Source organism: Paenibacillus gyeongsangnamensis, assembly GCF_027533625.1.
Classification (GTDB): domain Bacteria; phylum Bacillota; class Bacilli; order Paenibacillales; family NBRC-103111; genus Paenibacillus_G; species Paenibacillus_G gyeongsangnamensis.
Genome location: NZ_JAQAGZ010000002.1, coordinates 64,915 through 89,664 on the forward strand (window position 1 = coordinate 64,915; position 24,750 = coordinate 89,664).

At 42.1% G+C, this 24,750-nt stretch carries 18 protein-coding genes, 1 tRNA gene and 2 pseudogenes; 8 read left to right on the top strand and 13 right to left on the bottom strand.

Translation table 11 applies throughout. The features are described from left to right. Positions 1-6 precede the first annotated feature (6 nt). The 5 genes from O9H85_RS03330 to O9H85_RS03350 all read right to left on the bottom strand — a co-directional run bounded on the left by O9H85_RS03330 (position 7) and on the right by O9H85_RS03350 (position 4,632). Positions 7-1,443 (bottom strand): PH domain-containing protein, encoded by a 1,437-nt coding sequence (locus O9H85_RS03330; RefSeq protein WP_269879879.1) that lies wholly within the window; start codon positions 1,441-1,443, stop codon positions 7-9. Further along, positions 1,436-1,927 carry a PH domain-containing protein gene (locus tag O9H85_RS03335; protein WP_269879881.1) on the bottom strand — a complete coding sequence of 164 codons (492 nt, stop codon included), beginning with the start codon at positions 1,925-1,927 and terminating at the stop codon, positions 1,436-1,438. Before O9H85_RS03335 ends, O9H85_RS03330 begins: the two co-directional genes overlap by 8 nt. 749 nt (positions 1,928-2,676) lie before the next feature. Beyond that, a complete protein-coding gene (locus O9H85_RS03340; protein WP_269879882.1) occupies positions 2,677-3,006 on the bottom strand; it encodes a hypothetical protein in 330 nt (109 codons plus the stop codon). 406 nt (positions 3,007-3,412) lie between these two features. Continuing rightward, positions 3,413-3,480: transfer RNA gene (locus tag O9H85_RS03345), tRNA-Ala, on the bottom strand. A 276-nt stretch (positions 3,481-3,756) separates the two neighbouring features. Beyond that, positions 3,757-4,632 (bottom strand): sugar phosphate isomerase/epimerase family protein, encoded by an 876-nt coding sequence (locus tag O9H85_RS03350; protein ID WP_269879883.1) that lies wholly within the window; start codon positions 4,630-4,632, stop codon positions 3,757-3,759. Between the two features lie 254 nt (positions 4,633-4,886). On the opposite strand from O9H85_RS03350, the gene O9H85_RS03355 reads away from it, so the two are divergent. Beyond that, positions 4,887-6,359, top strand: a complete 1,473-nt coding sequence (locus O9H85_RS03355; protein ID WP_269879884.1) for a transposase — start codon at positions 4,887-4,889, stop codon at positions 6,357-6,359. 160 nt (positions 6,360-6,519) lie between these two features. Here the strand turns inward: O9H85_RS03355 and O9H85_RS03360 are convergent, their stop codons facing one another. The 3 genes from O9H85_RS03360 to O9H85_RS03370 all read right to left on the bottom strand — a co-directional run bounded on the left by O9H85_RS03360 (position 6,520) and on the right by O9H85_RS03370 (position 11,014). Beyond that, positions 6,520-7,281, bottom strand: coding sequence for a phytanoyl-CoA dioxygenase family protein (locus O9H85_RS03360; protein ID WP_269879885.1), 762 nt, complete (start codon positions 7,279-7,281; stop codon positions 6,520-6,522). 445 nt (positions 7,282-7,726) lie between these two features. Continuing rightward, entirely contained in the window at positions 7,727-9,472 is a 1,746-nt protein-coding gene (locus O9H85_RS03365) for a sensor histidine kinase (protein WP_269879886.1), read from the bottom strand. A 15-nt stretch (positions 9,473-9,487) separates the two neighbouring features. Further along, positions 9,488-11,014 (bottom strand): response regulator, encoded by a 1,527-nt coding sequence (locus O9H85_RS03370; RefSeq protein ID WP_269879887.1) that lies wholly within the window; start codon positions 11,012-11,014, stop codon positions 9,488-9,490. Between the two features lie 319 nt (positions 11,015-11,333). On the opposite strand from O9H85_RS03370, the gene O9H85_RS03375 reads away from it, so the two are divergent. The 4 genes from O9H85_RS03375 to O9H85_RS03390 all read left to right on the top strand — a co-directional run bounded on the left by O9H85_RS03375 (position 11,334) and on the right by O9H85_RS03390 (position 16,585). Next, positions 11,334-12,212, top strand: a complete 879-nt coding sequence (locus tag O9H85_RS03375; RefSeq protein WP_269879888.1) for an ABC transporter permease — start codon at positions 11,334-11,336, stop codon at positions 12,210-12,212. A 22-nt stretch (positions 12,213-12,234) separates the two neighbouring features. Further along, entirely contained in the window at positions 12,235-13,086 is an 852-nt protein-coding gene (locus O9H85_RS03380; RefSeq protein ID WP_269879889.1) for a carbohydrate ABC transporter permease, read from the top strand. A 30-nt stretch (positions 13,087-13,116) separates the two neighbouring features. Further along, a complete protein-coding gene (locus tag O9H85_RS03385; RefSeq protein ID WP_269879890.1) occupies positions 13,117-14,601 on the top strand; it encodes an extracellular solute-binding protein in 1,485 nt (494 codons plus the stop codon). A gap of 73 nt (positions 14,602-14,674) precedes the next feature. After that, the gene (locus O9H85_RS03390; RefSeq protein WP_269879891.1) at positions 14,675-16,585 is read left to right on the top strand and encodes a heparinase II/III domain-containing protein; all 1,911 of its coding nucleotides are present in this window, start codon (positions 14,675-14,677) and stop codon (positions 16,583-16,585) included. Positions 16,586-16,849: 264 nt separating this feature from the next. Here the strand turns inward: O9H85_RS03390 and O9H85_RS03395 are convergent. Next, positions 16,850-17,449 (bottom strand): annotated as a pseudogene (locus O9H85_RS03395) (MFS transporter); the annotation flags it as partial. 277 nt (positions 17,450-17,726) lie between these two features. Next, positions 17,727-17,903: a hypothetical protein gene (locus O9H85_RS03400; protein WP_269879892.1), complete on the bottom strand. Its 177-nt coding sequence runs from the start codon at positions 17,901-17,903 to the stop codon at positions 17,727-17,729. Between the two features lie 716 nt (positions 17,904-18,619). Between O9H85_RS03400 and O9H85_RS03405 the strand changes: the two genes are divergently transcribed. From O9H85_RS03405 to O9H85_RS03415, 3 genes are read left to right on the top strand one after another with little or no spacing between them, the layout of a single operon-like run. Then, on the top strand, positions 18,620-20,146 hold the full coding sequence (locus O9H85_RS03405; RefSeq protein ID WP_269879893.1) for a tyrosine-type recombinase/integrase: 1,527 nt from the start codon (positions 18,620-18,622) through the stop codon (positions 20,144-20,146). Positions 20,147-20,150: 4 nt separating this feature from the next. Beyond that, a complete protein-coding gene (locus O9H85_RS03410; RefSeq protein ID WP_269879894.1) occupies positions 20,151-21,260 on the top strand; it encodes a tyrosine-type recombinase/integrase in 1,110 nt (369 codons plus the stop codon). Next, positions 21,257-22,189 carry a tyrosine-type recombinase/integrase gene (locus tag O9H85_RS03415; protein ID WP_269879895.1) on the top strand — a complete coding sequence of 311 codons (933 nt, stop codon included), beginning with the start codon at positions 21,257-21,259 and terminating at the stop codon, positions 22,187-22,189. Before O9H85_RS03410 ends, O9H85_RS03415 begins: the two co-directional genes overlap by 4 nt. A gap of 103 nt (positions 22,190-22,292) precedes the next feature. On the opposite strand, the gene darG is transcribed toward O9H85_RS03415, so the two are convergent. From darG to O9H85_RS03430, 3 genes and pseudogenes are all read right to left on the bottom strand, one after another. After that, positions 22,293-23,324, bottom strand: a complete 1,032-nt coding sequence (gene darG, locus O9H85_RS03420; protein ID WP_269879896.1) for a type II toxin-antitoxin system antitoxin DNA ADP-ribosyl glycohydrolase DarG — start codon at positions 23,322-23,324, stop codon at positions 22,293-22,295. A gap of 12 nt (positions 23,325-23,336) precedes the next feature. Continuing rightward, the gene (gene darT, locus O9H85_RS03425; protein ID WP_269879897.1) at positions 23,337-23,972 is read right to left on the bottom strand and encodes a type II toxin-antitoxin system toxin DNA ADP-ribosyl transferase DarT; all 636 of its coding nucleotides are present in this window, start codon (positions 23,970-23,972) and stop codon (positions 23,337-23,339) included. 567 nt (positions 23,973-24,539) lie between these two features. Further along, positions 24,540-24,695: pseudogene (locus tag O9H85_RS03430) on the bottom strand (sigma factor); the annotation flags it as partial. Positions 24,696-24,750 lie beyond the last annotated feature (55 nt).

Consider the following 24,750-nt stretch of genomic DNA (forward strand, 5'->3'; position numbering starts at 1 on the left):
AATAGACTAATATCTCTTATTCTTATACCACCTTAGAATCTCGTCGCAGTATTGTTTCGTCATCCCGGCTATACGGTATTCCCGTACGTTCGCAGGAGAATCGATGTCCATTTCCAGCTGATAAACACGAAATAATCTCTGCCACCATGATTGTCTGATACTTATGGATTCTACGGATTCACGCAAGAGGTACACAGTCGTCTGGTTGAAGCCTGCTTTGCGTAACATGAACAAGTTCACGGCTATTTCCCATTTCGTATTAACATAGACGTACGTCATGTATTTGTAGACGATGTAAAGGACCGGAACGATTGTCAAATACAATAAGGTGAAATAACAACCAACAATGATACCTAATACTAGCAACGAGATAACTGGAATAGCTGTAGCAAATTTCGCGTTTCGGTGTAAAGCTCGCTCGAGAGTTTGAAGTTGAAACTCGGGAAGCAACCGACCCAGCACTTCGACCAGTTCCGATGTATGGATGGAAGGAATCAGCAATTTGACTCTCCGCTCCCCTGAATATCCGACGCAATCCATGCATACCGAGGCATATCCGTACAAACGCCCAATCATCAGCTCCTTTATTTGAATGGATTGGATACGTTCCACCTGAATCTGTACCGATTTACGTTCCATCCAACCATGATGAATAGAAATCACATCTCCAGCTCTTGTGAGATGCCAACCTTTATAACGAAATTGTGCCATCCCTATAGAGAACAGCCAAGTAACGATTACGCATATCCCCAAGTAGGCTACCAAATACAGTGCCACTTCTATACTGTCATCTAAGGTTATCCGGCTCCAAGTCTCTTTCTTGAATAGTTCCATGAAGCTGACTTCTTCCTCTTCCGGTGTAGGGAATAACCAACTCCACAAATGTTGAATGACAGCGATTGTGACAGGAAGTCCTAGCCAGAATGTATTTGAGCTCATGGACAGCATCATAATTTCTTTTCTGGTCACATGATGTTCTATGGTTAAAGGGATCACACTTTGGTTTTCGATAAGCCTTATTGATTTCTTGAGCAACTCCGCCATCTTTTGGGATGTAACCAAGCGGGCATCGGCATCAGCATTGGAATCGCTCGTTTGAAGTTCAACATTGGCGATCCCGAGCAGCCGATACAACCAGCTTTGCTCGATTCTTATGTTATTGATTTTCATGAACGGGATCGTTCTTTGTGTTACAGTAAATACACCTTTGGTAATATGCAATTCCTTGAAATCCAACTGATAGGTTTCTCTAAACCAAGAAAGAATCGACCAACAACCTGTCACAACGCCGTAAACCGTGGCTACGAGATATACCCAATCAGGCTGTTGCCCGGTTCCTGCCCGAATCTCGTTATATAGAAACGCGGCAAGAGGAATAATCGAATACCGGATTTGACTGTATATCTTATAGATGACGGTAATTGGATGATGCCGTTTAATCATAATAAGCATCCTCGTTGTCTAATTTAGAAAGTTCTATGATTTGTCTGCGCAGCCGAACAGCGTCCTCTTCAGTCAGTCCCACAATAAAGTGATGGTCCCCTGCCGTTGTAATGGTTAGCTCGGATAGGCCCAGCCGTTTGGCAAGCATGTCTTGTTCTTGATCCACATGCTGCACCCGGCTAAGCGGAATAATGGAGGAGTTATCCGACCAGACATTCCCCCATCGGATCATCAGTTCGTCGTCACCTAAGAGATAGCTTCTTCGAGAGTATTTTCTATAGGCACCGAAACAAATGAAGGTGAATCCCTTGATGAAGAAAAATGATATCGCCAGACAGGAAATCATGGTTAACCAGCCCCAGGCAGGTAACCAAAATGTCCGGATTATTAACGGGATGCAACTGATCAGGATCCATTTGAACGTATATAAGCCGTAATTAATTTGCCAATATCGAATGACTTTCGGGTGAAGTTTTTGTTCCACTTAACCAACTCCTATGGCAGTTCTAATAACAATATATCAAAGCGCATTGACACTAGATTGTCAGCGAACAAGTGTTCGAAAAAAAAACAAAAAAAACGACTAATCAAACATAGTCGTTTTCATCTCTTGCTTGTTAGAAGGATTCATTCCATTTTTCCTTAATGCTGTGAATCCAGGATGGAACAGATTCAATCAGACTAGAACACACACCGCGTTCTGCTTGCAAAACAATTTGACCGGAAGTTGTGCTATTGTCAATGACAACCAGTTGATCGATGAGATCAATATGGGAAAGCAGATTTCGAATGGAAGTTGTATGCCTTCTAATTATGTCTTCAGTCGGAATGTCATGACCGCCATTTCGAACCCTTGCAGCAACACGCTCGATGTTTAGTCGGTAATCACCAACCCCCACGTAAAGCATGGTCACCCCGAAACCGTTCGTGAAAATGTATAAAAGAAAAATCGGCATGTCGTTTACGTTTAATGTATTCTTGGAGCCAAGGGGATGTAGAATTCCTGATTGAACTTGCTGACGAAGTCCATACGATTAGGACAAACTTTTGCGCTGGAATTCAACGTCATGCTCCTTCGATGACGCTTCGTGCGAGCGGGCGAACCCCGGGGTTCGCCTCTTCGGGGCTCAACCAAATAAAAAATCCACGATGTTGGTCGTGGATTAACTTGTTTATATTGGCAGATCAAATGTCCTAGCCTATGGTGGGGAAAGTGCTACTCAGGACAAACTATCATTTTTTGCTAAATCCAGCTAGTACATAAAAGCTTCCACCGATAACCCAGAACGGCTCCCAGAATAGGAGCCTCCATTTTATCGCATAAGTATCCAAATCAAAATCCAATACGTTAATCGCTGCAAGGGAAATTGTAATAAAATTTCCCACTCCACACAAAATCATAAAGATTCCAGCTGAAATACAAATAAACGATAACCATCTTCTTATCTTTGTACAAGAACTTCTGCTTCTAATCAAACATAATAAAAGAAGCACGCCTCCTAATTTGACAACCCCTGTTGCCCAAACTACTGGAATAAATCCTGGGTCCCGGTTCAGCGCCAATTGATATATTTTCCTCCCAATGATTTAACCCCGATCATTCCGCCGGCAGCCCAGTAAAAACTCATTATGGTAAAAAGCAATGTCCATACAATACCGGCATAGATAAACCATGTTGTACGCAATCTCATTTCATTTTTACCCTCATTTAATTTGCGTATAGAATTATTTTATCGATGGTATGTAGTCATGCTTCCATCCATTATAATTTTTTTTGAGGGGAAGTCGAATCGCCGAAGCAGATCCCAGCGGTAGATTCAGACGCCGTACTCCTACACTTGATGTATTTCCTTCGGAGCCAACTCACCCATTCCGTACCCGCGGGCGAACCCCGGGGTTCACTCCACTCCCCCTAGAGGGCTTATAAAAAAAATCCCCGGAACCTTATTGGTTCCGAGGACTTTTTTTATGGAGCCTAGGGGGATCGAACCCCCTGACCTCATCGCTGCCAGCGATGCGCTCTGCCACCATTGGGTATTACACTACCCTAAAACTATTCACGCAATTCATTTAGAAATAGGCACATTCGTTTCCTCTTCACGGTGGTAGGCTGCAATTCCTCCACCAACAATGCCGTCCGTTTCTACATTCCAGTCGCAAGCGGTTGTATCCCATTTCTCTGGCTGCGTTGATGCTCGGAAATCCACATGGGGAATATAACCCGTTTGCGAAACTAAAATCTCGCAGCAATGTGATCGTATGGGAGATAAAATTCCCTATATCCTTCCACTAGAATTTAGTAAACAATGTGTCCTATTTTTCAAACAAACTGATCAAATATTTTCCAATGTCAGCTACATGAGCAGTCATTGTTTTACGAAGCTCAACCGGCAATGGGCTTGAAAATGCTTGAATTTCGTAAGTGAAATCCCCTTTATACTTGATTTCTTTGAGAACACGCATCATTTGATGCCAATCTACGTGGCCATAGAACGGTGCCAAATGCTCATCTGCATGACCGTGATTGTCCGCAATATGAGTCGACTTAAGTCGTGGCCCAATCTTGCGCAGCTCGGCAGCTTGGTCTCTTACGCTAAGATTGGCATGTCCGAAATCCCAGCATACACCAACGTTTGGACGATTTAAGGCGTCCACTAGCTCCGCCAGATCTTCTCCATTGCACGCATATACATATTCATCTTTGTCCCATTGCACCATATTTTCAAGTGATATCCCGTAACCTAGCTTTTTAGCCTCGTCCACTATAGGTCCGAAAAATTCCAAATTCATTTGCAAAAAATCCTGTCTCGAATAATTCGGCTTGTGCTGATGTAAGGGGTGAGCTACTGCCCATTCTGCTCCAAGTACACCCGAGCAAACGATAGAGCGGTGTAAAAGCTCTCTTTCCCAGCCATGATCAGTAATTCCTGGATCATTCGGATCATACATGTGTAGATGAGTTTGCGAGAAGGTTACGCCCAGCTCATCTGCGAACTTCTTAAATTTACATATATACTCATACCAATCATCTTGCGCAATAGGACGACCTGGTCTGCCTTGATCGCAGAAGTTAAAGTCAAAAACCTTAAAACCCGCTTCTAGACACTGCTCTAGACAGCTTTCAGGGGAAATAACTCCAAACTCGTCAAATTCTCTGTCCAATAGGTTTGTTGAGGTGGATAAACGCATTGTGTAGTCCTCCTTTTTAGTAAATAGCCTCTCGGCATTCGCCGAGGCAGATGGGACAAGGGATTCCTTGAACCACCAAATATATCTTCCTCCTACATTCGTAGGGGGATTTTTTATTTCAGCCATATTTTGAATTGGAAAAAAATCTGAAAAAGTGGCTATTTTCTTTTTAAAAAAGACTTGACAAATTCCAATTTTCTCCAAAATCGCGTGAAGGGGTATGACCCTTACTACTAGCGATTGGAGTGCTCTTCATGAAACCTGTTTTCGTTCCTCATTCGAACTACCAAGCTTTTGTTCACCAGCAACTTCGCACGCATTATGGACCCGGCATCGTCCTCATCAATAAGGATTGGCCGCTGGCAGCCAAACTTTGGATGACCGATCTTTCCGCCATTACGACGTTGCTTCACGATGCCTATTCCAATCGGGGACCCCTGCCCCGCGATCCGGCTTCCTTGCTGCGGTCCTTCCTCATCTTCCTCATGACCAATCCGGAGATGGGACTGACCGAATGGATCAATGAAATGAAACGCACCCCGATCTACGCCATTCTGAGCGGCTTTGACTTTGACGATCTTCCCGGCGTCGGGACGTTCTACGACTTTTTCGAACGCCTCTGGCCTGCGGTAGACAAACACCTCAAACCCAAGAAACAGCGTAAACGCAAGGGCAAAACCAAGAAAGGCAAGAAGGGAGAAATAGCGCCTACCACCACGCCCGGCAAAGTGAAGCGTTTGGTGGAGTGGATGATGCGTCACACCGACAAAAAAAACGCTTTGCCTGCCGATCGGCTCTTTGACTTCTTCCAGGCCCAGATTCTGACCGTCTCGGCGAATTTGGGTTTGCTCGGGGATGTTTCGGCGCTTAGCGCGGCCGGTGATGGCACACCGGTTGTTACTTCCGCCTATCCCCGGAGCAAACCGACTTGCGATTGTCGCGCCCGCGGTATAGCTGATTGCAACCATCCTCGTCTTTACTCCCAACCCGACTGCAACTCAGGTTGGGACAGCGCTAGAGAAAAGCACTTCAACGGGTACCACCTGTACATGATCTCTGCAGCGGACAGTAAACACGATTTGCCCCTCTATCCGAGACTGCAGCCTGCCTCGGGGCATGACGCCGTCAGTCTCGTCATGAGCACAGTCGAATTCAAGCAACGTTTCACCTTGGGCACGGTAGACAAAATGCTTCTCGACGCCGCTCATGATGCTGAAGCGATCTATCTGCTTCTCGATCACCAGAACATCGAGCCGTTCATTGATCTCAACAATCGCAGCAAGAAGAATACGGCAACAGACAGCGACATCCAGATTTCTCCGACCGGCATCCCGATCTGTCCGAAAGGAAACGAGATGAAGCCCAATGGCTTTGACAAATCTCAGAATCGCCGCAAGTGGAGATGTTCCCCGTCCTGCGGGTGCTCGGATGCCAAATACGGACGGACGTACCACACGCACAGCAGCGATAATCTTCGCCTGTATCCTAAAACCGTTCGCGGGTCGGAAAAGTGGAACCTTACTTACAAACGCCGCACTTCCATCGAGCGCTCCAACAAGCGGGAGAAGATCGACTACAAGCTCGAATCCGGTCGGCACCGCTCGACCATGATGTGGTACATGCGCATCTACGGCATTATGATCTGCCAGCACATGGATGCCTGGTACGTGAGTCAGAAAGACGAGTGGGACAAACTGAAATCGACCATTTGCCCTTCAGCAGCCTAATTTTAAAAAACGCAATTGTAAAATTGGCGGAGTCTGCCCTTTTTTGAAACTGGTTTTCATTTTCCATGTTTTCCAGCTCCAATTGCTCATTTCCGTAGTTTTCACCTCATTCAGCCCCCTCTAATTCCGAGAGGCTATGGCAGTCTCCTCTTTCTTGCGCTTACCCGTAGGGTCCTCTTTGGTGCATGCCCAGCAGCCGGCTCATCCGGGGATGATCTTTCCAGCGCTCTACGATCTCTTGCGGCAGCTGATAATTGACAAACGGATAAAACCGCTGAGAGATCCACCGTTTCCCGTACATGACCTGCTGCACGATCCGCACCTCATCGCTCTCGTTGCGCGCGCCGCGATGCCATAACTGCCCCGTGAAGAGCAGGCAATCCCCCTGTTTGGCCAAAATCGTTACCGGTTCTTGCCCCTTGTAGATAGGAGGATTTTGATTCGGATCAGGCTCCTGACCGCTCCTGTGACTGCCGGGAATCACCTGTGTCGGTCCCATTGTTTCTGTCACATCGACCAGATAATAGATGCAGGTGATCAGGAACGTAGGCATTTGCATCCGAGGGTCGAATTCGACGCCTTCCGGCAGTGGGAAGAACAGTTCTTCGTCCACATGCCAGTTGTCGATGCCTCCGTTTCGTGCCGTGCGATGCGCGTTCATAGCGAACATATGACATTTCGGGCCGAGCACCGCCTCGGCGAAATCGACAACCCCTGGTTGCATGATCAGCCGCTGGAACTGCTCGCCCTTCTCGAACATACGCGTCCGGAGACCATCTCTGTAGCCATCGCCCGGGCCCTCCATCGCTTTGAGCACGCCTTCCTTCAGCGACTCCGCTTCCTGCGCTTGAAGGGCACCCTTCATCAAGGTGTATCCTTGTTTGTGGAATTCATCAATATGCTCTTGCAATGACCTGATCATTCATAAAACTCCTCGTAAAAAGAATTTGTATTTATGTTTATGTTTAAAGTGCACTAAATCGGCGAATCATCGCTAAGCTATCCCGCAACGGACAACTCTAATCCTGTTGCATAATTGACAGCGGCAAAAATACGACGGCGAGCCTTCGGCAGCCCCAGTTCCTTTTAAGATTATGGGATGTCCCGGGTATCCTATTGCCTTTTTTAAGACATGCTTCAAAAACTTACTCTTTAAAGACCCACCCACCACCTCAGTTCATACGAGTAAACGCATCATTTTCCCATCAATATGGTAAAAGAAAAAATGAATGTGCACCTGACAGCTCTTACTGGGGTACGCATTCATTATTAAAGATATCCTCGATAGGAACAACCTTGAAAATCAATGTTCTATCACCAAAATTATTCAATATCAATATTCATTCCAAAATTCATTTTTTCTATAATCAGATCAACAGTTTTGATCCGGCAGCTATGTTGTCTGTCTGATGAAGCGGAAGGTTAACCATAATCCTAGTTCCTTCTCCTGGCTTAGAGGTCATTCGTACTCCATATTTCTCGCCGTAATATAGATTTAAGCGATGGTGTACGCTTGCTAGACCAAAGTGCTTTTTATTGACATTAATATCATAATGAAGCACATAATTCATTAAGGCATTCAGCTCTTCCTCCGCCATTCCATTCCCGTCATCCTCCACAACGAATAAAAGCTCCTGCCCTTCCCTATACCCCAGAATCGTAATATGTCCTTGCTTCCTACCCTTGAAGCCATGCTTAAAACAGTTTTCTACAAGCGGTTGAAGAATGAACGAAGGCACTCTTTGCTGTTGAATCTCTTCCTGAAATTCTACAGTAAACGTAATAAGATCATCCTTCAAAAACGATTCCAGCTTACAATAAGAGATCAGCTCGGCCCACATATCGAGGACGCCAATAAATTCTTTATTTTCATGAAGTGTATGATGCAGGAACGTCGAGAAATCTTGAATAATGTCTGTAACTTTGTCGTAGTCTTTAAACTTCATTGTCCAAATAATGGAGTCTAAAATATTGTATATGAAATGCGGATTAATGCTGTTGCGATATATACGCAACTGCGTTTCTTTCTTATATAAACCTGCCTTATAAACCTCGTCAATTAACTGGTCAATACGCTGGACCATGTCATCTAAGCTCTGAAACAAGAAGGAAAATTCATCCTTACGGTTAGTCTTAAAAACCACCTTCTCATTGCTATTCTTACGATACTTTTTGATCATAGCAGAAAGCTGATAAATCGGAGCTGTTACATGATCCAACACTCGATAAAGAAAGATCAGCATCCCAACAGAAAACAGGAACGTAACGGTGAGAAGCAGGCTTCGAATTTTATAAATGCCAGAGAAAACCTCTTTCTCCAACAGCAGCTTCGTATATTTCCAGCCGTACATTTCGGACTCACCGCTAATTACAATATAGGACTGATCATCAATGATTACCCGCCCTCCATTTGGTACGCCTTGGATCTTCTCCATAACCGTTGCAGGAGCATCGTTGCCGCTATTGGCGACAACCTTATTGTGTTGGTCACTAATAATTTGGATAGAATTGGGGTATACATTATCCTTCACTAATATTTCCTTAAACGAATACTGCAGCATATTTTCAGAAAGTAATGCCACAGGATCTTCAAAATAATTTTTCTTTACTTGCCCGGCAAGGGCTACGAGAGAAGCAGAGCCGGTTGTAAGATCCCGGGTATGAATCAGTCCTGGCTTTTTCAGCTCTTCTTTAGTGAAGCCCTCAACCCATAAACCGCTCTTATGCTTCACAATACTAGATTCCTCTGTAGAAACGATCACGCCGCTGCGAATATCTTTTAAATAAATGGAGTAAACCTTGTAATTCGAAGAAAACAAAATACTTTCAAGCTTGGTTAAAATTCTATTATAGTTTATCTCACCCGGCTCTTTGGATAATTCATTGATGATTTCTTGATCAAAGGCAATTGCATAGTAGGCTTGATCCAAGTACTTAAACTGATCATCGATCTGCTTAATAGCAAAGTTGATCTCCAAATTTGCGGTATGGATAGCTTGTTTCTGAAGATCCGATTCTATGATGTTATAGATGATGGTGCCCGAAATAGCCATCGCAATTGTAAAGAACGCAATAATGGTGAAGTAGGTTCTCCATTTTATTGAATGTAACATAGGTGCTCCTCACCGTTAGCCAACATTAGGGAAATTTTTACTTTGATACTCCTTGGGCGTCATCCCCATATACTTTTTGAAAAGAAAGTAAAAATTTTTCTGTTCCAGTCCTATCCGAGCACAAACATCGCCAATTTTAGCGTGAGGAGTGGATAGATGCTTCTTCGCCAGTTCAATCCGATAAAGATTCATATACTCCGTATATCCTATTTGGTAGTCCTCCTTAAAGGCTTTACTCAAATAGACATAGCTCGTATTTAACTTGCTCGCGATAATTTTTAAACTTAAGCCTACCTCTTCAATATGATCCAAGGAATAAGACAAAGCCAGCTTTACAATCGGACGAATTTTTTGCGATTTATTTTTCTTAACCTCGTTCGAAATAGACTTCATGCTTTCTTTCATATAGCTTTGCAGCTCTGCAAGACAAGTAATATGCTCGAGATCTGCCAGCACTGTCTCAGGTGCAAATGCATCAGCATTGACCGACAGCTCTGATGTTAATCTGGAGATGCTTTCGCTGCATTGATTAATCATATGGGTAATGCTGCTGTTAACAGCTTTCCACTTCGCAGACATCATGTCGATGTATTTTTCCGCCTCATCATCCCATTCCGCTTCCATACATTTAATTAAATAAGAGGTATCCAGGAAGAGCGTACTATCCTTCTTCTTTTCTACATGGAGGTCTTCCCGTACTCGTTCATAGAAGGTGATCATATCTAAGCTGTGTAGAAAGCCATAGCGATAGGCCTGCAAAGCACTTTCGTAAGATTCTTTCAGCTCAGCAGGCGTACCGACGTTTATTCCCACACCGATTCGGACCTTTTTTCTAAATTTAAAGATTTTGTAAAGGTTTTCAAAATATAATTTGTCAATAGGCTTGTCATCAAAGATGATTCCGGCAAGCAATGTCCCGCATTGCAGCAGCATAATCTTCTTTCCTGTTCTAGCTACCTCTTCCTTTAATCTACTCATAGAGATACGTTCTCCATACCCCCGAACCACAAATACAGTAGCTCGAGTAAAATCAAGCTCACCTTGTAACGTTTCAAATGCTTGATCCAGCATGGAAGGATCAACTGCTCTGCTCATCAGATAGGCTTCCAGCGTAGTAGAAAGCTCCTGCAAAGTCACAAATGAGGCAAGAGCATGAACTTCGCGATCCTTCGTGATTTGATGAGTGGCATGACGTACTTTGTCCAGCAGTTCCTTCTCTGCAATCGGCTTTAGCACATATGAGAAAACACCATATTGAATGGCTTGATGGGCATAGGAAAATCGCTCGTAAGCACTAATAATAATGATCTTGATCTGAGGCATCCGCTCGTGAATATAAGCTGAAAGCTCCATCCCGGATCCGTTCTCCATCTCAATATCTGTAATAACAATGTGGGCCTTGTTGCGACTTAAAAACTCAATAGCCGACTGCCCGCAATCAAAGGCTCCAACTACGCGTGCGTTAATAGATGCCCAATCTACGAACTGGATAAGCCCTTCACGGGTTATTTTCTTGTCCTCAACAATTACAACATCAAACATTTCGTTCTCCTCCGGTCAGATAGCAATAGAGTTGAACCCCTGAATAATCGGTCTTCAATTTAGCATTTAATGCGCTTATCTTAATCTAAGCATATCTTTGTTATCGCAGTGTAATCATTGTTATCGCAGTGTAATCATTTTAAATCATTTTAATAAGTTAGTTGATTTTCAGGATATTACGTTAATGTTTTGGATTGTGAGCGCAAATAGCAATTTGTTAAGCTTCAAGTGAAAGTTAGGGAAGCAACCACAAGAAAGGAGAATGGAAGCTATACGTACAAACAACTCTAAGTCGAGAACCACTTCGATCCTTCGGAACATGTACAAACAACGCCAGTTATTTTACATTATCGCCATCCCAATGGCCGTATATTTTCTTTTTGAATATTTACCTATGTTAAAGCTGCGTTGGGCGTTTACCAATTTCGGAGAGGTTCCAGCATCACAGGTTTCCTTCGTCGGTCTAGATAATTTCGTAAGACTAATCAACTCCGCGTCATTCATGAATGCTTTCACGAACACTATTATTATTAGCTTCATGAAGCTCTTATTCGGCTTCCCGATTCCTATTATTATTGCGCTGATGCTCAATGAAATTAATTCGAGGCTGTTTAAAAAATCAGTGCAGACCATTATTTATTTCCCGCACTTCCTATCATGGGTTGTAATCGGAAGTATCTGGTTCCTTATTCTGGCTCCCCAAAACAGTGTAAACTCGCAGTTCGCCACACTGATGGGAGTAGAGCCCACCTACTGGTTCGCCAGCAAAGAGCATATTCGAGGGCTGTTAGTGTTAACTGACATATGGGCAGGGGCTGGCTACTCAGCTATTGTCTACCTAGCTGCAATTACTTCTATTGATCCGACTCTATACGAGGCCGCCAAGGTGGACGGCGCTGGAAAGCTATCGCAAATATGGAACATCACATTGGCTTCGATTCGTCCTACCATCGTTATTATGCTCATCTTCCAGCTTGGAAAAATACTTAACATATTTGACCAGGTGCTCATTATGGCATCCCCTGTAGTATATGAGACGGCTGACGTTATTCAAACCTATGCCTACCGAACAGGGATTAGCGAAATGAGGATCGGATATGGTATGGCTGTCAGTATCTTTAAGGCTGCAATTGGCTTTATACTTGTGTTGATTACCAATAAAATCGCTAAAAAAATTAATGATGAGGGTGTATTTTAAGCTGGAAAGGAGCGTGAAGTCATTGCTTATTAAACAGACTCTTGAGGAAAAGGCAGTAAAAATAATATCCATCGTCGTGATGGGATTACTCTCATTAATTGTGCTGCTGCCGATTATGTATATTGTTCAGCTCACTTTTTCAACCTCTTCCGATGCGTCATTCCGCATATTACCTAGAGGCTTTACTCTAGATCACTATAAATATGTATTGGAAAACGAGCTCATTCAGGGACCGTTTTTAAATTCCTTGTTCGTAACCGGATGCAGTTTTATTGTGTCTATGGTGTTAACCATTGGAATTGCGTACCCTCTCTCCAGAAGAGAGCTTGTAGGAAGAAGATTTCTAAATTTTATTATTTTACTCCCCATGATCCTTAGCTTAGGATTTCTGCCCAAATATTTGCTAGTAAAAGACTTAGGGATGCTTAATTCTTACTCGGCACTTATTTTTCCAGCTGCATTGAACGCCTTTAATATCCTCATTATGCGAAACTTTTTGGAGAGCATTCCAGCTTCACTTGTTGAGAGTGCTCGCATGGACGGCTGCTCCGAAATCAAAATTCTGATCAAAATCATACTGCCTCTATCCACTGCTGCACTTGCAACTGTCGGATTGTTTTATATGGTAGCCTCATGGAACAGCTATTTGGATGTCATCCTTTATATTAATGACCCTAAAATGCATACGTTACAGGTTGTCTTACGCACATTAGTAATGGAAAACCCTTTGGATTCGACGGGTGCTGATCAGATACTGTTAAAAAACATTCAGTACACGACAATCGTCATAGCATTAATTCCAGTTATGATTGTTTATCCATTCCTACAAAAATATTTTGTAAAAGGTGTTCTGCTTGGCTCTGTAAAGGGCTAAAATTAAAATATACATCAGAGGTGGAGAAAAATGAAAAAAGTCAAAAGAACTCTTGCAATTCTTTTAAGCAGCACAATGGTACTAGCAGCCTGTGGTAACAAAAGTCAATCAGACAAGCCTGAGACAAAAGGAGCTGCTGAAGGAGAAAAGCTTACATCCATCTCATTCTTAACCAAGGACTATTATTCTGATCCCGAAGTAGCTAAAATATTATCCGATCAGTTTAAGAGCAAAACGAGCATTGAACTAAACATTAAGCATATTCCGCCAGTTAACTGGGAGGAGAAGGTTACGGCCTCCTTCGTTTCAGGTGACATGCCGGATCTTGCTCGCCTGCCTGCTAATGCCTACCCTTTTGTAAAGCAAGATTTTCTAGTTCCTTTGGATGATTATATTAATGGCAATAAGAAAGTAAAAGCTATTCTTGATGCTAATCCGGATGTGATAAAACCATTTAAATATTTCGGAAAAACGTATGGCATTTCTGTTACGAACCAAAAGTATATGACGATGTGGATGCGTACAGATTGGTTGGACAAGCTTGGACTACAGCAGCCGAAAACGATGGATGAGCTCGTAAATGTACTGACTCAGTTCCGTGACAAAGACCTGGATAACAACGGGAAAAATGATACGATTCCTCTAACCCTCTCTGCAGTATTGAAGGACCAGGATATGTTCGCTGCGTATTTCAACACTCGCAATCAAATTTACATGAAAGATGGAAAAGCTGTTGTACCTTTCCTTACCCCTGAATATAAACAATATCTAGATTTTATGAAAAAGCTCTACAGCGAGCGATTAATTGATCTTGAAATGCCAACAAACAAGAGCTACGGTGCGGTTAGAACGAAGTTTATGAATGGTGAAGCTGGTGCCATTATTATGTGGGATGATAGCTATAATACTCTCAAGGAAGGTTTAGACAAAAAATTCCCAGGTGCAGATCTTGCTTTTGTGAAGCCGTTCAAGGGCGACAAAGGCATGTTCGGACTATCCTATTATGAAGCAGATTCGCCGGTCGGCATTACGAAAGCAAGTAAAAACCCTAAGGAAACGTTTGACGCCTTCTTCACTTGGCTGCTAACTGATCCACAAGCCATCGTTTCCACTAGCCGCGGAATTGAAGGCTACCACTTTAATCTAGTAGACGGCACAATTGTTCCGAATCCGGATAAAGGCGGTCTCGGCTTCCGTGGCCAATCATTCCCTCCACTTGATCGAGACTTTAAATATCCAATTAAGTTTAATAAAAATACCCAAACTCAATATGATAACATCATCGAAATGGCAAAGCTAGGCCAAACCTATAAAGATCAATTTACAACAGACCTTCCTTCTGGAGAGTTTGCTAACTATAACAACGTTGTGAACGATCTTAAAGTTAAAGTGACGGATCTGTTCCACAATTATGTCATGGGCAAAATTGATTATGACGGCTATGTAACTAGCTTTACGAATTTTGCCAAAGAAAAGAACCTTCAAGCAGTCATAGACGAGATCAATAAGAAGTAACCTTACTTGGGAAGAACGGCATTGTACAACTAAGCTGTTCTTCCCATCTTCTTTCTAATAACGGAGGTACAGCATGCTGAAAGATTTAATATATGAGACAACCGACTCTGGTCATGTAAGAACAAAGCCTTTTCCAGTGCTTCCCTTAAAAAAGTTTGTCCCCTTTCTCCGCTATGAACAGCGAGAGCTGTGGGATTCAATAGATGCTCAGATCCGGGATCTAATCATTGAGCAGGCAATGCCGTACAAGAACTTCGCCTATCCAATGCTTAAAGCCACAGACTATAGGGAGTACTTCGTTAGCGGTGACCGAGCGATCTTTGAAACACCTTATTTTGCTCGCAGGCATGCTCTTTCCACATTGACGCTAGCGGAGTGCTTTACAGGCGACGGCTCCTATTTGGAGGACATCATAAATGGTACTTGGTGCATCTGTGAGGAAAGCTCTTGGGTCGTTCCTGCTCATAACTTTATTTATGAGCCTGAGCCCATTAATGGCGAGAGAACTGTTCCCGACATCGATATTCCTGCACTTGATATATTTGCGGGCGAGACCGGAATGACGCTTGCGATCGTCTACTATCTTCTGAAAGACAAGTTGGATGAGATCGATCCTCTCATTAGCCGCCGAATCAAAAGGGAGCTTAAACGCCGAATTATTGACCCATTTTTAACGAGATATGATTATTGGTGGATGGGTTACAGTGATCGGAGAGACATGAATAACTGGAATCCATGGTGTGTGGTCAACTGCTTAATCACTATTCTATTCTGTGAGGAAGACGATGATCTTCGAAAAAGAGGAATTGTCCGCGCAATGGATATGCTGGATTATTACTTGCAAGGAATAGACGAGGACGGAGGCATCGATGAGGGAGCCACCTATTGGGGAAGATCCTGCGGCATGCTGTTGGAAGGATTAGCTCTGGTCGACTATGCAACTAACGGTTCGATTCAAATCTATCAGGAGCCAAAACTTCGCAACTTCACCGATTATATTCGCAAGCTATATATAGGCAAGGATTATGTCGTAAATTTTGCGGATGGCAGTGCAAAATGCAATCCAGCTGCAGAGATTATTTATACCGCAGGCATTCAGATGGGTGATTCACGGCTAACGGACTTTGGAGCACATTGCTTTAAGTACCAATTGGATAACAAAACGTTTCCAACGCTCTCTCTCTCAAAGGCCATGTCTTCGATCGGTCACTCCCATAACATGCTGCAGAAAGCACAGTCCGTTAAATTTGAAACGGAGTCCTATATTGAAAGTCTAGGCATTATGGTAGCAAGGGAGACTGAGGAGGCGGATCAAGGTCTGTTCCTTTGTGTCAAAGGCGGAAGTAATGGAGACAGTCATAATCATAATGATGTTGGAAATTATGTCGTCTTTTATAACGCCCGTCCAATTCTCATTGATATCGGTGTAGAGGTTTATCGTCGAGAGTTTTTCGGCCCAAACCGCTATGATATTTGGACAATGCAGTCCCAATTTCATAATCTGCCCACCATCAATGGAGTGATGCAGCACGAAGGGGCTGAATACCGTTCTGAGCAAGTATGCTATCATGCGACCGAACAAATAGCCAGTCTGTCGATGGACATTAGCAAATCCTATGAGGCAGAAGCCATGATCAAACACTATATTCGTCATGCATCCCTTGACCGGTTGATACAAAAGATAATCATCCACGATCGTTATGAACTAGATCAGAATAAAAGCTTGTTGCATCACTTTATAACTCCTTGTGTGGTAAAACATACTAAAGATGCAATTTTGTTCTTATCCGATAGTGATGCGGTACAAATGAAATTTGATACGAGCAGTTTTACCATTCAAATCGAAGAAATCCCGTTGACCGACAGCAAGCTCGTATCCAGCTGGGGCCATAAAATCTTTCGAATTGTACTGGAGCAGAAGCATGTTCCGAAAAGCGGAGATACATTGTTTACAATATCGAAAACAGGAAACTCAAATTTATAGATCGTTTTTAGTTAGTGGACACCTTTAGAAGCAGCTCGGTGTTGCAATACCTAGTGGTATTTTCGATTCGTGCTCCTTTACAAACGCTTCGTGCGCGCGGTCTGCCCCCTTAGTGGTTACTTGAGTAAAGGGCAGAAAATTCTGCCCCTCCTCATCCGTACGTGAGGTTTTCCCTCATGGGATCGAACCCCTGACCTCATCGCTGCCAGCGATGCGCTCTCCCGCTTTGGTTAGTTTCAATGCCCCGAACCATCTGCAAGGGTTTCAATGTCCTTTGCTAAGCTTCTTTTTTTCAGTAAGAAAGTAAAGTAAAGCTAAAAGCGGTATTATAACTCCAATTAGAGATGTGAGACTCCAGCCGCCATGGGCATAAGACCAAACGCCCAAAGATGAACCAATTGCTCCGCCAATGAAGAATATGGACATGAAAAGCCCGTTCAGACGGCCTCTTGCTTCACTCCCCAATGAATAAATCGCACGCTGTCCAAGCACAAGATTTCCCGATACAGACATATCCAGCATAATAGCGGCAAGAACGAGCAGTGCGAGAGCCGTTGTTGAATTGCCTTGAAAAAGATATGCCAGCAAAAAAGACAAGGCTGCAATAATCATTGCCAGTCCGGTCAAAAATCCGGTCCAGCCTTTATCCGCTAGTCTTCCGGCAATCGGCGCTGCTATTGCGCCTCCCACACCTGCTAAAGCAAACAATGCGATGCCTTGCTGGGACATTCCGAAATCATCCGCCAACCGTAAAGGAACCACAGTCCAAAAGAGGCTAAAGAGCCCAAATAAACAGGCTTGATAAATGGCCCGGCGGCGCAATATAGGCGTTTGTTTTAAAAGGCCGCCTAAAGAGACAATTAACGCTCTTGCATCCCTCATAAGCCTTATTACATTACCACCGGCCAATGTTGTTTCTACCGAGAAATCCCTTCTGTAACGTATACATTCACGAGCCAGCTTGATAGCTTCTTTCCCGGCAGATATCTTACGACGTTCGGGTTGGCCTGCATCAAGACCTCGGGCAATTACATCAGGATCAATATTCACACTAACTCCAAGCCTGTCTACGATCAAATTTCGTATCGTACTTTTTCCGCTCCCGTTATTGCCAGCAAATACGTACATGCCAGGGGATGATTCATTCATGGGTCACCCCCGGGTTTTGAACGACCTCGATTTCGCCGTTTGTATATTCCCTCACGATCTGTCCTTTATCGGTTTTATATACAATGTACGTCCCATTCGCTTTCGCATCCAACTTCGCCCGTTCCCCGGTTAGTTTAATGTATTTTAATAAATCTGGAATGCGATCCATGACAATTTTCACCTTCCAATTCTATTAAGTGCTTTTCAAAAGTATAACACAGTAGTCTGGAATGGGTAATTTTGAAACGTTCTATGTAATTATTATATATTCTAACAATTCCCAAACGGGGAGGCATTGACAACAAGTCCCTCAATCTTTTATAGTATGAAACATAAGCAGAGTCATAGGCAGAATTTTCCCCTGTTTTACAGGTATCGCGGAGAATTCCTCTGCTGAATTCTTAATAGTTCAACTGTTAATGAATATAAGTCTCTGGCATACGCGAAAGGGATCCGAATTTCCACAGGTAACTGTGGTACTTTGGGTCCCTTTTTTTGTTTTTCTAATGCCTTTTTGAAAGAGGTAATATTTATGGGGCTTGTCACACCTAAGCGAATCAAATGTATTAAAGGCGATCATTTTCAACATAACGTTCGATCTGCAATTAAGGCTCTCGCAATAACAAAATCAAAGACAAGCGAAATGTATCATTCACAAACTAAACATGTTTCAAAACGCTAATCGGACTGTTGGGTGGAATTTTCAAATCGGCAGTCTCGATTGTAACTTTAGTCTTCAAGAGTTCTATTGCAGACCAGAGTGACTTTTTATGATTATCCCCATAAATGACTACAATTTTGGTCGGATCTACCTTTGCCATGTTCTCACCTCTGTCTAACTAATATTTTGAAAGTTTGAACCAAACCTAACGAGGAGGTCTCAATATGGATCAAGATTCAAAAAATGTAATTAATGAATTGAACAGTAGCAATATGCCACAAAACGATCAGTGGAAAAAAACAATATCTATTCTGTGGAATGCTTCTTCTATTCAAATTTTTGGTGATGGAATAAATCCTACTAACCTTGACCAAACTGAAGATATATGGGATGTCAGTGAGGAGATGGTGAGGAGTCTTATGGAGGAAGTTCTACGTATTGAGGAAACCGGTTCGGTAGAGAGACTTGGCTCGAAAGGTATAAACGATTGGCTTTGGGAGCAAAAAGTAATTCCGAATATTAAGCTTCAAAAGATACGCGCCTTGCTGAAAGAAATAAAGATTTTTCGCACGCCTTACCAACTTTATAGTTCTTACTTAATAGCTTTACATTTTCAATCTTCTCTTGCAGTTATCGTTAACAAATCCGCATGGCAAATATCCGATTCGGATGTGACGAAAGAAAATATTATTATTTACTGTAAAAGATATTTGGAAAAGAAAATCGATTTTAACTTCATAAAAAAGTTGGCTAAGGAATATTACCCAGATAGTGTACTTCGGATGCCGGATAATTGGGGAAAAAAGTCTAGGCAAGAACAGGAACCTGAAATTCATCCGTACCTTGATCGTTTTGCGAAACACCTAACTCGTGAAGGCAACAGTCCACCTTATGTTCAAAGAGTGACTCGCTATTCGCTGTTCTTCCTCTCTTGGCTGACAGAGGTGTTTGCCAACTTTCAAGACCACACAGCGAGTACAGTTCCAATCTGGTTGATCGAGCGTGAACATCTCATTCAATTTAAGGAGTATTTAGAGCGATGTGAGATATCCGGAAAGTATACCGATATTACAGCAAGTAACATTTTTTACGAGGTAATATCCTTTTTTAAGTACTTGTACGACATACGTGCGATACGTAAAAACATTGGTTCCATCGACGGAATAAAAGCAAATCGTTACCGTTATCGGGACATACCTGACCAAGATCAGCTATCTCGATTCTTTCAAACGCTCCAACAGTATTCGGATGAACCCGAATACGATTCAGCATTCTTCGGATCACTGCTCCTTCTTGGGTTACGATTTTGCGAGTGCGAACGATTGGCTTGGAGTGATGTTAATCTAGAAGCTGGAATCATAAGGATCCGAGGGAAAGGGCGAAGAAACAAGCCTACACCAATGCTGCTCCCACCCACATTACGATTGTATTTTAAACAACTAAATGCGGTAACAACTCATAAGTGTACGCGAATTTTTAATATTTATCTTGATACACAGAAGCTATATCGAGAAATGTTGAAAAAATATAAATTGTACTCGATCATAGCGAACTGGAATTTCCCGGGAGGCTTCCACCTGTTTCGTCATACATTTATCACGACATTAAGTAAAAACAAACGTATTCACCCTGAACTACTGCAGCGGCTTGCACGGCATGAGCGTATTGACACGACTGCAAAATACTCTCATCGACAAGACTCTGTGTTACAAGAAGCAATGGAGAAAATCGATCAAATTTGGAGGGATTGACCCGATGTTAGTGAAATCTGGGAAATCGTCAGTCGCCAACATTATGGCGGAATTACAGAAACTCAGCGCCGCTCACTCTGAAGAGAATATACGGAAAGCTTTGGAAATGAGTAATCTAGTAACTCCGGTTGAGTCGAAACCTTTGAAAGAGATATCCTTTCAAGAGGCTGAGCATTGGTATCTTAACAGTGCAGAATTCGAACGAAAATCCGAAAGTACAAAGATCACTTATCGTTCCGAATTGAGACAATTCTCAAGATATATTCACACATTGCCCAAAATCCCAAACTTGCTTGCATTTGAAGACGAGCCTCTCATTTTAGTTGAATATTTAAAATCTGCAGGCAGTCAAAACACACGCTCTAAGAAGGCCTCCTTTTTACGCGACTTCTTTACCCGCACGTTTACTAGGTTCTATGAACTAGATATAAAGAGGATTAAAGAAAACCTTGTAATAAAGATCCCCTTTAACAATGAGCTTCCTAAAGCTTTCACGAGGGTTCAAATCGAAGAGCTAGTAAATCTCTCCAGATTGACGAACGACGGGTTCCGCAACTATACCATGCTCTGGGTATTCCTAGGCAGTGGTGTAAGGCTAAACGCACTTACACAACTCCAAATAGGAGATGTGTTCTACAAGGAAAAATACATTTTGGTCAGGGAGAAAGGAGATAAGTTGGAGAAAGTTCCCCGTTTCCTCACTCCGTCCTCCCTTAACACATTAAGAATGTATATAGCTTTTAAGTACGGCCATTTGAAAAATATCGATGGTTACTGCAATTTGTATGTATTTTCGGCAACAAAGGGCAAGAAACCTTTGAGCGACAATACCGTGCAAGCGATGTTTGATTCCTTGATTGAGGATGCACAGACTCTTTCAACAGAAGAGAAGCAGCGGCTTACGATACACTCTTTACGACATTCATTCGCCTTATTTGCATTACAGGAAGGGATCGATATCGTTACAATTCAAAAGCTGCTTGGTCATAAGTCCTTAAAGACTACCATGATCTACTTGGAACTATTTAACAGCATGCTTCTTGAGGCAATTGAAAAGCACCCCTTTTCAAACTCTGCCGCTGCTAATCTCTTTCAAGGAGTCGATGAAGAATGAATACTGTTGGTGTCGTATTCGAATCCAACTACTTCTGCGTATGGAAGGAGTATTGCGGGCTTAAGCCCCGTGCAATGGAAGCAACGATCAACGTTCTTCATATATTTCAAGACTTTCTTTACGATCTACAATTCGAAGGAACGCTTGATTTCAATCGTTTCTTTTATTATGCAGAGTCGGATGATTACCAGCCGATCGACCGCGAATTTATTGAAGAGTTTGTAACCTTCTTAGTTCTCCAAAATTCTGGGCTTTCGAATAAAACGATTTACAATAAACTTAGCTCGCTGAAGAGCTTCTTTGGGTTTCTTGAACGTATGAATCTCATACACCATAACCCGATGGCGAATTTCAAAAACACCTTCTATGAGAGAAATATAAATATCAATTTCCTTTCAGAATTGGAATGCAAAAAAATATTGCGGTATGCATTAAAAATCGAACCCTTTTCTAAATATTATTTTTTGCTCATTTGGACCGCGATCACCTCTGCTTTACGAAATCGCGAGCTGTGCTATCTAACTTTCGATCAAATTGACTTTGCAACCGGAATGGTACGAGTCGATAAAGGTCAAAAAACCAACGCTAAGGGAATTGCACTTCCGAAGTTACTAACAAAAGAATTATTACATTATAAACAATACAAAGAAACTATAGACGGCGACATCAGCGATTTTGTGTTCTCCGTAAACGGCCGCCGACTTTCTGGAGAGAAATTGTTAGAAATCGTTAAAAAAATTTGCAAAAAAGCTGGAATTACGAGGAATGTTACCGTCCATGATTTAAGACGAACCACCGGTTACTTATTGTTGGCTGCCGGCGTTAGCGTCCGCGCGATTCAACAGCAGTATCGACACCGTGAGCTTTCAACCACATATGGATATCTTTCGTTGCTCGATAGTATGTTTTTGTTTGACGAAAATACTTAGTTCTTTACTGTTGTTAATGTACGGTGAAAATTACGACGAGGATTAAACAATAAATGCCCTTCCAAAGTTAATTTGGACAGGGCATCCACATCATTTATTAGATTCAGTTAATAGTAGTTAAATGTCGCCACGCCGTCTCAATATGAGATTCTTTAAACACTTTCTTTTTTCTTTCATTCCATGCTTTAAAATGATCGACTGTACGTTTAACATTAGCACTAGCATCTGGTTGATGTTTAATTATCCAATCTGTTGTAGCCAGCAATTCAAGTCCGTATGGAGTTTCATATCCTTCAATAATTCGTTTGGTATCCTGAAGCCTTTTATCCGTACTTTCATCGTTTAGCTGTCTCAAATATTCTTCAGCTTCCTTTGCTACTTCAGGTAATAGATAAATCTCAGCATCCCGATTTCGATCACCATATCCTCTTATATAATGTCCCTCAAGTCTTTGAAGAACATGATTTAGATTATCTGCGTACGGTCCATATTGAGCACTTACAAATCTTAGTCTTAAATCTTCACCACACTCTTGCAAGAAGTAGGCAAGTTTCTGTATTTCCAACATTGACAATTTGTAGCCCGGTGCAGCATATAGATTCATTAGTGTAATGAGCAGTGCCCTAGCACGAGTTAACTTTGGCTTTTCAGTTCCAACACGCATTTTATCAGGCTCTGGACTCCCAATAGGCGGGTATACCATAAATAGAACATCAGGAACTTTCAATGCCGATTCCTCAATCAGTGGCCGTACCTGATCCCATTCCAATCCGCCATTACCACAACCTAAAGGTGGGATTGCGACTGATTTGATACCATACTCTCGTATTTTCTCAACAAAATCGACCAATCCAGACTTTATGTCTTCAATCTTTGACTTTCCTTTCCAATGACGCTTTGTTGGAAAGTTAATTATATATTGAGGATTAAACATAGACCCTGTATCAACAATAAACATTTTACCTGGCATAACCAAATTGTTTTTACATGCTTTTTCATACTCTTTAAAATTGTCAGGAAAGGCTTGTTTAAATTGAAGCGCTATCCCCTTCCCCATAACTCCTACACAATTCACCGTGTTCACTAAAGCCTCGGCCTCGGATTCCAACAAGTTACCTTTTTTATACTCAATCACAATCTCACCACCTTAGTAATACCATTCTCGCCGTACATTAACGGGAATATTAATTGAGTTATTTTGTAAGATTTTAATTGCCTGATCTTGAAAAGCATCGTTAATTACACAAATTTCAAGTACAGAGTTCAACGGAAAAAACTCAAAAGCAAGGAATTCCGCCTGACGTTTCCGTTTTCTGTCAGGATATTCTGTAGTATCATTCCAAAAGCGGGAGCTCATTATTCCCCAATCAATTTGCTCCAAATCACCTGGATCATTAAAAAATTCAGAATAACTCATGATCGCATGGCCGTCAGTAAACACAAATGGAATTCTCTCTGAAAGCACTTGTTGTACAGTTGATACGAGGTATATAATTTGTTTTTGCCCACCTTGATACTGCGTTACATTACCTTGATTAATTGTATATAGCATAGGTGATCGCGGCGCAAAGTAAAAAGGAACGTAATCGTGTAAATTACCGTACGGAGGCAAAGGAACTTGTTTTTCCGAGCGTCGAGATTGAATTTGCTCATAAGCGATATTTACGAAAGAGCTTTCATCTTCATGTAATTGATTAATACAAACGAGACCACTATTGTTAAGTATCGAATGCAAATTCTCAATATTCGTTATATGATAAATAAATGTTGGATTCGGCACCATTTAGCTACACTCCAAGTCTAATCACGTTAGAGTGTTTATTCGACAAAAGAAGAGGATTTCCTCCAAGCCAAAATAACAGAATGCATGTTCTCATTTTTGATTATATCCAATTTATTTAACTAAGTCAAAAAGCTACAAATAATAAATTGATGATGTGTGTAAAGATTTTAGCAATGACTTACTCGAGATCATCCGGTATATGAAGTTCGCGTTTACACACATCACACTTGACAATAATATAAGTGCCAAGTCCCGATGGTATAAAAGTAAAAGCAAACTTGGCCCTGCTAACATCGATTGCTTGACACTGATCCCACTGACTAATTCTCTTCATCATTTCTTCACTAATCGTAAATTCTAATGAATTCCTTAAAATCATTACAAAACTCCTCACTCTTCAAATGGGATCACATCATACATCAAAACAATTATGATGTGATTTTATAATACTTCTTGCCCGAAAGCCAAACTGATCAATTCCTTTCAAATAGGTTCTTCATCTTGTGAAGTACATGAAAAAAGCCACATGCCGCGATGTGGCTTAACCAATTCAATGCACACTTATGACATTAGAATCTCGTTCTCGATACATCGCGCCGCGAAGGTTGCTAATTTTGTCCCTTTATCAGGCGAATACGATTCGATCGCTTTGATCAATCCAATCGTTCCTATAGAGATAAGATCTTCGAGGTCTTCCCCTGTATTATCAAATTTTTTGACGATGCCAGGATAAACGGCTACGCCGTCCTTGTCTTACAAGGACCAGCGCGTTTATCAA

Bases quoted from the DNA above. Each gene is read 5' to 3' on its own strand.
- O9H85_RS03330 (WP_269879879.1), bottom strand. From the start codon at position 1,443: ATGATTAAACGGCATCATCCAATTACCGTCATCTATAAGATATACAGT.
- O9H85_RS03350 (WP_269879883.1), bottom strand. From the start codon at position 4,632: ATGCGTTTATCCACCTCAACAAACCTATTGGACAGAGAATTTGACGAG.
- O9H85_RS03355 (WP_269879884.1), top strand. From the start codon at position 4,887: ATGAAACCTGTTTTCGTTCCTCATTCGAACTACCAAGCTTTTGTTCAC.
- O9H85_RS03360 (WP_269879885.1), bottom strand. From the start codon at position 7,281: ATGATCAGGTCATTGCAAGAGCATATTGATGAATTCCACAAACAAGGA.
- O9H85_RS03365 (WP_269879886.1), bottom strand. From the start codon at position 9,472: ATGTTACATTCAATAAAATGGAGAACCTACTTCACCATTATTGCGTTC.
- O9H85_RS03370 (WP_269879887.1), bottom strand. From the start codon at position 11,014: ATGTTTGATGTTGTAATTGTTGAGGACAAGAAAATAACCCGTGAAGGG.
- O9H85_RS03375 (WP_269879888.1), top strand. From the start codon at position 11,334: ATGTACAAACAACGCCAGTTATTTTACATTATCGCCATCCCAATGGCC.
- O9H85_RS03385 (WP_269879890.1), top strand. From the start codon at position 13,117: ATGAAAAAAGTCAAAAGAACTCTTGCAATTCTTTTAAGCAGCACAATG.
- O9H85_RS03390 (WP_269879891.1), top strand. From the start codon at position 14,675: ATGCTGAAAGATTTAATATATGAGACAACCGACTCTGGTCATGTAAGA.
- O9H85_RS03400 (WP_269879892.1), bottom strand. From the start codon at position 17,903: ATGGATCGCATTCCAGATTTATTAAAATACATTAAACTAACCGGGGAA.
- O9H85_RS03405 (WP_269879893.1), top strand. From the start codon at position 18,620: ATGGATCAAGATTCAAAAAATGTAATTAATGAATTGAACAGTAGCAAT.
- O9H85_RS03410 (WP_269879894.1), top strand. From the start codon at position 20,151: ATGTTAGTGAAATCTGGGAAATCGTCAGTCGCCAACATTATGGCGGAA.
- O9H85_RS03415 (WP_269879895.1), top strand. From the start codon at position 21,257: ATGAATACTGTTGGTGTCGTATTCGAATCCAACTACTTCTGCGTATGG.
- darT (WP_269879897.1), bottom strand. From the start codon at position 23,972: ATGGTGCCGAATCCAACATTTATTTATCATATAACGAATATTGAGAAT.